Annotated in this window: 11 protein-coding genes; 8 read left to right on the top strand and 3 right to left on the bottom strand. The window is 63.7% G+C overall.

What is annotated here, in order from left to right; all coding sequences use genetic code 11:
- Together infA and DU475_RS21955 are read left to right on the top strand one after the other, a co-directional pair.
- A partial coding sequence (gene infA / locus DU475_RS21960) for a translation initiation factor IF-1 (RefSeq protein ID WP_164633325.1) occupies positions 1 to 272 on the top strand: 272 nt, incomplete at its 5' end.
- A gap of 281 nt (positions 273 to 553) precedes the next feature.
- Complete coding sequence (locus DU475_RS21955) at positions 554 to 766, top strand: cold-shock protein (RefSeq protein ID WP_011440687.1); 213 nt, start codon at positions 554 to 556, stop codon at positions 764 to 766.
- Between the two features lie 140 nt (positions 767 to 906).
- Here DU475_RS21955 and DU475_RS21950 read toward each other — a convergent pair whose 3' ends face one another.
- The 3 genes from DU475_RS21950 to DU475_RS21940 form a co-directional block, all read right to left on the bottom strand.
- A complete protein-coding gene (locus DU475_RS21950; protein WP_013501444.1) occupies positions 907 to 1,524 on the bottom strand; it encodes a TadE/TadG family type IV pilus assembly protein in 618 nt (205 codons plus the stop codon).
- Positions 1,525 to 1,536: 12 nt separating this feature from the next.
- Entirely contained in the window at positions 1,537 to 2,058 is a 522-nt protein-coding gene (locus tag DU475_RS21945; RefSeq protein ID WP_142883175.1) for a TadE family protein, read from the bottom strand.
- A 164-nt stretch (positions 2,059 to 2,222) separates the two neighbouring features.
- The gene (locus DU475_RS21940) at positions 2,223 to 2,711 is read right to left on the bottom strand and encodes a pilus assembly protein N-terminal domain-containing protein (protein ID WP_013501442.1); all 489 of its coding nucleotides are present in this window, start codon (positions 2,709 to 2,711) and stop codon (positions 2,223 to 2,225) included.
- A gap of 399 nt (positions 2,712 to 3,110) precedes the next feature.
- Between DU475_RS21940 and DU475_RS21935 the strand changes: the two genes are divergently transcribed.
- From DU475_RS21935 to DU475_RS21910, 6 genes are all read left to right on the top strand, one after another.
- Entirely contained in the window at positions 3,111 to 3,278 is a 168-nt protein-coding gene (locus tag DU475_RS21935) for a Flp family type IVb pilin (RefSeq protein ID WP_013501441.1), read from the top strand.
- 345 nt (positions 3,279 to 3,623) lie between these two features.
- Positions 3,624 to 4,148, top strand: coding sequence for an A24 family peptidase (locus tag DU475_RS21930; protein WP_142883176.1), 525 nt, complete (start codon positions 3,624 to 3,626; stop codon positions 4,146 to 4,148).
- A 124-nt stretch (positions 4,149 to 4,272) separates the two neighbouring features.
- The gene (gene cpaB, locus DU475_RS21925) at positions 4,273 to 5,055 is read left to right on the top strand and encodes a Flp pilus assembly protein CpaB (protein ID WP_047310099.1); all 783 of its coding nucleotides are present in this window, start codon (positions 4,273 to 4,275) and stop codon (positions 5,053 to 5,055) included.
- Between the two features lie 13 nt (positions 5,056 to 5,068).
- Positions 5,069 to 6,505: a type II and III secretion system protein family protein gene (locus tag DU475_RS21920; RefSeq protein WP_047310078.1), complete on the top strand. Its 1,437-nt coding sequence runs from the start codon at positions 5,069 to 5,071 to the stop codon at positions 6,503 to 6,505.
- A 19-nt stretch (positions 6,506 to 6,524) separates the two neighbouring features.
- The gene (locus tag DU475_RS21915) at positions 6,525 to 7,253 is read left to right on the top strand and encodes a CpaD family pilus assembly protein (protein ID WP_164633324.1); all 729 of its coding nucleotides are present in this window, start codon (positions 6,525 to 6,527) and stop codon (positions 7,251 to 7,253) included.
- Positions 7,250 to 8,521 carry a CpaE/TadZ family protein gene (locus tag DU475_RS21910; protein ID WP_013501436.1) on the top strand — a complete coding sequence of 424 codons (1,272 nt, stop codon included), beginning with the start codon at positions 7,250 to 7,252 and terminating at the stop codon, positions 8,519 to 8,521. The genes DU475_RS21915 and DU475_RS21910 overlap by 4 nt, the downstream gene beginning before the upstream one ends.
- The last annotated feature ends 152 nt before the right edge of the window (positions 8,522 to 8,673 follow it).

Raw genomic sequence — 8,673 nt, 5'->3', positions numbered from 1 at the left:
AAGAAGAGCTGATCCAGTTCGAAGGACTGGTGACCGAAATTCTCCCCGATGCGCGCTATCGCGTGCAGCTCGATACCGGGCATGAAATCGTCGCCTACACCGCCGGCAAGATGAAGAAGAACCGCATCAAGACCCTGGCGGGCGACCGGGTGACGGTCGAGATGTCGCCTTACGATCTTGAAAAAGGCCGGCTGATCTTCCGGCACAAGGACGAGCGGCCGGGCGGCCCGCCGCGCAGCGGCCCGCCGCGCGGCCAGTTCCGCCGCCGCTAAGGGCAGACTGCCTAACGACAAGGCGCTTTGCCGTCACCGGCAAAGCGCAGACAGCTCCCCACTTGCGGAACCCGCGCGATCAAAAAATCGCGCATGCCAGGATTGTCTTGAGGGCAGGCTTCGCATAATATCTGTTAATCGATTTTCGGCCGGACGACATTAGCTATCCACCGGTACAGCCGGTTCAGACGCTGACGACCCTTCCAAAAATTCGATCTCACCAGCCCACCTGAGACCAAGTGGGTATCGACCGTGTCTATATTGAGAAGGGACTACCACCCGTGAGCATGGGAACCGTGAAGTGGTTCAACGCCACCAAGGGCTACGGCTTCATCCAGCCGGATGACGGCGGCAACGACGTGTTCGTGCACATCAGCGCAGTCGAGCGTGCCGGTCTCGGCACCCTGCGCGAGGGCCAGAAGATCAGCTACGAAATCGTTGCCGATCGCCGCTCTGGCAAGTCGTCGGCCGACAATCTGCGCGCTGCAAGCTGAGCAGATTTCGGTTCTGAACCGAACGGGGCCGCGCCATCAGCGTGGCCCCGTTTCTTTTTGCCTCCCGGAATCTGTGCCCGAATAGCCGCCGCTCGACTTGCCGCCGGACGATCCTCGCGCGATCGACAGGGCGCGAATCCTCAGGGGCAGGCGACCGCCTGAGGGTAGTTGACGCATCTGCTTTGCCGCGGCCGGGTGTAGGCCGTATCGCTCAGGCTCACGCCCGCCTTCGGCACCAGATAGCCGATCGCCGGCTGATACAAATAGCTGAACTCGCTGAAGATCAGGAACGTATCGGCGACTTTGAGACCGTCCGGAATACCGATGGTGTCGCCCTGACCGTGGGGAGACGCGGTGAGCGCGGCGGATGCCGTGGTGCCGCTCTGCGTCACCGTTCCCGACTTGCTCCAGAGCACTTTCGCGACGTTGTTCTTGTCGATGTAGATTTCCGTGATCGTCGCCTTTGCGCCAGCGGTCGGATACGGCGCCAGCACGCCGTAGCTCGCTGCGAACACGCTCTTCATGTCGTTGTCAGTGACGCTGGTGGCTTGGGACACCAGGTCCGACAGGGTTCGCGCCACCAGCGTCACCTTGCGGTCGGCCGCAATCCCCGAGGTCACTTCCACGGTGGCCAGCAACATCAACAACATCAACGGCACGATGATCGCGAACTCGGTCGCCGCCACGCCGCGGCGGTCGGTTCGCAGCCTCCTCAGCAGCAAGCGCGCACGGCGCAGACGATCAGTGGGGGCGCGCATCACGGGTCTCGCTCAGGGCTCGTTGCGGAACGCGGCGGTCGCCGTCAACAGGCGCTTGCCGCCGGCCAGGTTCGATGGATCGAAACCGAGCCTGGTGACGAACAGCGGCCACTGATAAAATACCCGCACCACGATGATGTCACCCGGTCCGCCGATGTCGTACTTCATATTGTCGATGAAGTTCTTGTCGTTGTCGATCGGGGTGACGAGGCTGACATTGCTGAAGTCGCTGCCGTAGTTCTGCACGTCGACTCGGACGACCCCGCAATCGAGCAGCGCCTTGACGCGATTGCAGACCTCGGTCTTGAAGCCCTCCTGGTTCATCGCCGATTCCTGCGCCTGCCTGGTCAGGATCAGACGAGACGAATCCTGCACCGCGGTTTCAAGCACCTGCCCTGCGAAGAAGATCATCGAGATTTCGATGATCGCGAACAGCAAGGCGAAGAAGATCGGAGCAACCATCGCGAACTCGACCGCGGTGGCGCCGCGCCGGTCGCGGCGGAATCTGCGTGCCTGTGAAACGATGGACGGCATCGACCCGCATCCCTCTTCCGTCAGTCGACTTGTTCGCCGCCGAAACTAATCGCAACACATTGTTGAAGTGTTTCGCAGGATTGGAGCAAAATGCCACGCGACGTTAGGCGTTCGTCAACCATACGGCGCCGGCGGGAACCCGGATCGGCCGGCCTCTGCCGTCCTCAATTCGTCTTGGGAGTCGATGCGCCGCTCGCCTGCTCGTTGAGCTTCCCGGTCTGATCCATGGTCGACTTGAAGTAGTTTTCGGAATCGCCCAGCGTCACCCGACGCTCGCAGATCGGCGCACAACTGTAGGATTCCCGGTCGATACCGCGATACACTGTCACGACCTTGTCGGAAGGCCCTTCGACCTGGATCAGCCGATCGGCGACGATCGCGCCCTTGCGGTCCATCGCGATGACGTTGGTGGCGCCGTAGCCCTTGCCGGTGACGACCACCATGCCACCCGGCTGCAAGGTCACGTCCGCGATCAACGGATTGCCGACCACGATGGTGGCGATGTCCTGCGGCAGCCTGATCAGCTTGGCCTGATCGACATTGACCGAAATCGAATCCTCGGTGCCGGCGGTCGCCGATGCCGACAGCAAGCCCAGCAGCAGCGAAGGAATGAACAAGGTTGCGCCGAGGCGGCGCGTGAGGATCGACGACATACTCAACTCCGGGACGTTTACGAGCCGACCTAAGCGATACGCAGCGGTGCCGGCGCCCGATGGAGCGAGGGTGACGCCAATTGATGAACGAACTGCAAATCGAATGCTGAGGATTCGATCGAGTTTGTCCGGTTTTGAAGCAGACGACCTTTCGAGGGGCATGAAGCAAGGTAACGAGACGCCGGTGCAGCCTGACTTTCGTCGACAATTACTTCAAATTAACAGCACATTTACCGTCCCGGATAAGTGCGGCCGAAACACCCGATCCCCCCATTTTTACGCAATCGAATTAACTGCACTGCAATTTCCACCCCATACGGTTAGTTCCATGGTCACGGTGCTGAGAACGCCGGCAAGACCAAACAGAGTTCGACAGCCACGTGTACATGGAGCTACCCGATGAAGAACATCGTTGCGCGTTTCATCAAGGACGAATCCGGCGCCACCGCCATTGAGTACGGCCTGATCGCCGCCGGCATCGCACTGGCGATCATCGCCGCCGTTCAGGGCGTCGGCGGCCAGCTTTCGACCAACTTCACCAAGATCAAGGACGAACTGGCGAAGTGATGCGTCGCGGCTGATTGATAGGCAAAGGCCTCGGTTATCCGAGGCCTTTTTGCTCCGCGACCGGCTTCAGGACGACAACGGAAATGCCTGGGCAATCATGAACAGCGTGGTTAACCGTGCTTCGAAACAGAGGGTCTCGCGGCTCGACCTCCGAGATCTCGACGCCCGGGCGGCCGTGTGCGCGGCGCTCGTGCTCGGCATCGTGGCAGTCGCGATGCGGATCGCAACGATTTGGTGAGCGGCCGCTGTCGTTTCCCGATCATTCACCTCTGCCCGGTAAGCTGACCGGCGTGGTCGGCGCAAGTCGCGACCACCTTTGCCCTGCCTCTTCGGCGAGACCCGATCATGATCGCTGATCTTCTCCGCCTGCTGCTGTTTCCCGCGCTGATGGTGTTCGCCGCGACCAGCGACCTGCTCACGATGACGATCTCCAATCGTGTATCGCTGCTGCTGCTGGCAGGCTTCCTCGTGCTCGCTCCGATGTCGGGCATGAGCCTCGCCGTGTTCGGCATGCATATCGGCGCCGGCGCAGCAGTGCTGGCCGTGGCGTTCGGATGCTTCGCGATGGGCTGGATCGGGGGTGGTGACGCCAAGGTCGCGGCGGCGGCGGCGCTGTGGTTCGGCTTCGGCGACCTGCTGGACTTTCTGCTTTACGCCTCGCTGTTTGGCGGCGCGCTGACGCTGCTGCTGCTGAGCTTCCGGCAGTGGCCGCTGCCCTATGTGTTCGCCGGCCAGACTTGGCTGCTGCGACTCCATGCCCAGGAGACCGGGATCCCCTACGGCATCGCGCTGGCGATGGGCGCGCTCGCGGTGTATCCGCAAACCGACTGGATCGGGGCGGTCGACCTCGCCCGGTTCACGCTGCACTGACAGCGCAGGAACTTCCCGTTAACGCGATTTAGATACGCCTCATTAACCATGCTTTGACGAATAGCTGGTCAACTCGCCTCACTGCGGCGGGTGCGCCGCCCGTGTCATGTGGAAAGTGAAGCGTATGAATACCGCGCGCATTGTCGTCCTGACCATCGCAGTCGGTGCCGGCGGCGTCGCCGCTTATCTGGCCAGCACCGCCGGGCCGCAGCCGCAGGCCCCCGCCGAGCCGGTCGCAAAAATGCAAACGGTCGAGGTCCTGGTCGCCAAGAACGATATTCCGCTCGGCCAGGCCGTCGCCCCCGGTGATCTGCAATGGCAGACTTGGCCCTCCGCTACGGCCAGCTCGCATTTCATCCGCCGCAACGACCAACCCAACGCCACGACCGATCTCGCCGGATCTATCGCGCGATCGCCGTTCATCGCCGGCGAGCCGATCCGCGAGCAGAAACTGGTCAAGGCCAACGGCTCCGGCTTCATGGCCGCGATCCTGCCGAGCGGCATGCGCGCGATTTCGACCGAGATCTCTCCGGAAACAGGCGCTGGCGGCTTCATCCTGCCCAATGACCGCGTCGACGTGATCCTGTCCAAGCGAGAAAAGAACTCGGATCGTCCGAGCGGCGAGCAGATCGTGTCCGAGATCATTCTGAGCAACGTCCGCGTACTCGCGGTCGACCAGACAATCGAGGAGAAGAATGGCCAGAAGGTCGTGGTCGGCAAGACCGCGACGCTGGAGCTGAAGCCCGAGCAGGCCGAATACCTGGCGCGGGCGCGGCAGAGCGGAACGCTGGCGCTGGCGCTTCGCAGCCTCGCCGACGCCGGTCAGCCGTCCACGACCGAAAACGACGCCAAGCGCGACTCCGTCAATATCGTGCGTTACGGCGTCACCACCCAGACGTCGAAATGATCGGGGGACGGAAATGAACCGCAGAACCGGCCTTCGATCGACGCGATCCCTGCGCGGCACCGCCATCGCACTCTCCACCGCAGCGGTGCTGACACTGATCCCGGCCTGGACGGCAGCCCACGCAAGCGACTACCGCGCCGCGCCGGCTGCGTCCGGCGGGCTGAACGCGCAGTCCGTCGCGCTGGGCATCGGGAAGTCGATGGTGATCGACCTTCCCCGCGACATCAAGGACGTGCTGGTGGCCGATCCTAAAATCGCCAATGCGGTGATCCGGTCGGCGCAGCGTGCCTACATCATCGGTGCCGCGGTCGGACAGACCAACATTGTATTCTTCGATTCGACCGGCCGGCAGATCGCCGCTTACGACATCGCCGTGACCCGCGACCTCAACGGCATCCGGACCGCGCTCAAGCAGACGTTGCCGACCGCCGACATCCACGTCGAAGGACTCGGCGAAGGCGTGATGCTGAACGGCTCGGTGGCCTCCCCGATCGAGGCGCAGCAGGCGTTCGATCTGGCCGCCCGTCTGGTCGGCGACGACAAGAAGGTGGTGAACAACATCGCGGTCCGCGGTCGCGACCAGGTGATGCTGAAGATCACCGTCGCCGAGGTGCAGCGCGACATCGTCAAGCAGCTCGGAGTCGATCTCAGCGCCAACATGGCCTACGGCACCGCCGTGGTGAACTTCAACAACACCAACCCGTTCACGCAATCGGGCAGCGCGCTTGTGCCCAACAATGCGCTGACCACTAAATTCGGATCGCTGCCGTCGGTGACCGCGACCCTGCGGGCGATGGAGAGCGCGGGCGTGGTGCGCACCCTCGCCGAACCGAACCTGACGGCAATTTCCGGCGAACCCGCGACGTTTCTGGCCGGCGGCGAATTTCCGGTGCCGAGCGGTGTCACCTGCACCAACGGCGTTTGTACCCCGTCGGTTGTGTTCAAGAAGTTCGGTATCCTGCTCAATTTCACCCCGGTGGTCATGACCGCAGGACGGATCAGCCTGAAGGTGATGACGGAAGTCTCGGAGGTGTCGAGCGACAACGCCGTCGTCATCAACAGCCTGTCGGTGCCGTCGATCAAGACTCGCCGGGTCGAAAGCACGCTGGAGATCCCCTCCGGCGGCTCGCTGGCGATGGCCGGCCTGATCCAGGAGCAGACCAAGCAGGCGATCAACGGCATGCCGGGCGCCGCACAACTGCCGATTCTCGGAACGCTGTTCCGCAGCCGCGACTACATCAATCGCCAGACCGAACTGATGGTGCTGGTCACTCCTTACGTGGTGCGGGCGGTGGCACAGAAAGATCTGTCGCGGCCCGACGACGGCTTCGCCGACGCCTCCGATCCACAGAGCGATCTGCTCGGCAGCCTCAACAAGCTCTACGGCGTTCCCGGGCGGAGCGAGCCGGCACGCACCTATCGCGGCCGTTTCGGCTTCATCACCGACTAGGCGGAGCGAGGACAAGACGATGACATTGCCTACTTCCGCCAGAGCGATGCGCGGCCTCGGTCTCGGGGCCGCCCTGATCTGTTTTTCCCTTTCGCTCGGGGCCTGCACCCATACCAAGCGGGAAGTCGAAGTCACCCAGAGCATTCCGACCGACTATCGGCAGCGCCATCCGATCGCGATCCGCGAGGCCGACCGCACCGTCGAGGTGTTCGTCGGAAACGGCCGTGGCGGTCTCACCGCGCTTCAACGCGCCGAAGTCGCCGAGCTCGGCCAGGCTTGGCTCCGTGAAGGCACCGGCGCGATCATCGCCGAGGTGCCCTCCGACACGCCCAACGCCCGCGCCGCATCGGATACGATCCGGGAAATCCAATCGGTGCTGTCCGCCAACGGCGTGCCGCCGCGCGGCGTCACCGTGAAACACTATCGCCCTGCGGATCCGCGCACGTTCGCGACCATCCGTCTGATCTATCCGAAGATCACCGCCGTCGCCGGGCCTTGCGGGCTGTGGCCGGAAGACATCGGCCCCAGCATCAAGAACAAGGGCTACTACGACAACCGCCCGTATTGGAATTTGGGCTGCGCCAACCAGCGGAACCTCGCCGCAATGGTCGAGAATCCGGCCGACCTGGTGCAACCGCGGCCGGAGACGCCGGCCTATACCGCGCGTCGCATGGTGACCAACGACGTCTATCGCACCACCAAACCGGACACCACCGACAAGACCAAGTTGAGCAACGCCGGACAATGATCAGCTACTCGCGCCAGAACCAGGACGAATCGGCGACCGCCGCCCCGGACTCCGGGCCGGACGAGCACATCGCGCCGGCGCCGCGCGTGTCGGTTCAAGCCTTCTGCGAGACCGTCGAAACCGCGACCGCGGTGCAGGCCGCGGGCGAGGACCGCCGCCTCGCCAAAGCCCACCTGAAGATCCAGATGGGCGGCGTCGCCGCTGCAATCGAGGCCTATCGCTCGGCTCCGACGCCGAACGTGATCGTGCTCGAGACCGACGCCCGCAGCGACGTGCTGGCCGGTCTCGACCAGCTCGCCACGGTGTGCGATCCGGGGACGCGGGTCATCGTGATCGGAAAGGTCAACGACGTCACGCTATACCGCGAGCTGGTCCGCCGCGGCGTCAGCGACTACGCGATCGCGCCGGTGCAGCCGATCGACGTGGTGCGCTCGATCTGCAATCTGTTTTCGGCGCCCGAAGCCAAGGCGGTCGGCCGCATCATCGCGGTGGTCGGCGCCAAGGGCGGCGTCGGCGCCTCGACGGTCGCCCACAACGTCGCCTGGGCGATCGCCCGCGATCTGGCACTGGATTCGGTGGTCGCCGACCTCGATCTCGCCTTCGGCACCGCCGGCCTCGACTACAACCAGGACCCGCCGCAAGGCATCGCCGAGGCGGTGTTCTCGCCCGACCGGGTCGACACCGCATTCGTCGACCGGCTGCTGTCGAAATGCACCGATCACCTCAGCCTGCTCGCCGCACCGGCGACGTTGGACCGGGTCTACGATTTCGGCACTGAAGCGTTCGACGCGATCTTCGATACGTTACGCGCCACGATGCCGTGCATCGTGCTCGACGTTCCGCACCAATGGACCGGATGGGCCAAACGGTCCCTCATCACCGCCGACGACATCCTGATCGTCGCGACGCCGGACCTCGCCAATCTGCGCAATACCAAGAACCTGATCGACCTTCTGAAGGCGGCGCGGCCGAACGACCGTCCACCGCTGTACTGCCTCAATCAGGTCGGCGTGCCCAAGCGACCCGAGATCTCCACCGCCGAGTTCGCCAAGGCGATCGAGAGCCCTCCGATCGTCTCGATCCCGTTCGATCCGCAGATGTTCGGCGCGGCCGCCAACAACGGCCAGATGATCGCGGAGATCGCCGCGAATCACAAGACGACCGAGATGTTCCTGCAGATCGCTCAGCGATTGACCGGGCGCGGTGAAGCCAAGAAGTCGAAAGGCTCCTTCCTGGCACCGATCTTGGAGAAGCTGCGGGCCAAGTAAGCCTGGTGTTGGAGTATCGAGGTGTTTGGTAAGCGCGGACCGGAAAACGACGTCAGACCCCCGAAATCGGCGAGCTTCGCGCCGGAGCCGGCGGCGCGCGCGCCCGAATTCCGGCCGGAGGTTCTGTCGCCGCCGATCGCACCCGCACGGGC

Source organism: Rhodopseudomonas sp. WA056 (assembly GCF_010906995.1).
Classification (GTDB): Bacteria; Pseudomonadota; Alphaproteobacteria; order Rhizobiales; family Xanthobacteraceae; genus Rhodopseudomonas; species Rhodopseudomonas palustris_G.
The sequence above is the reverse complement of the archived record's forward strand: the minus strand, read 5'-3'. Positions and strand labels throughout refer to the sequence as shown.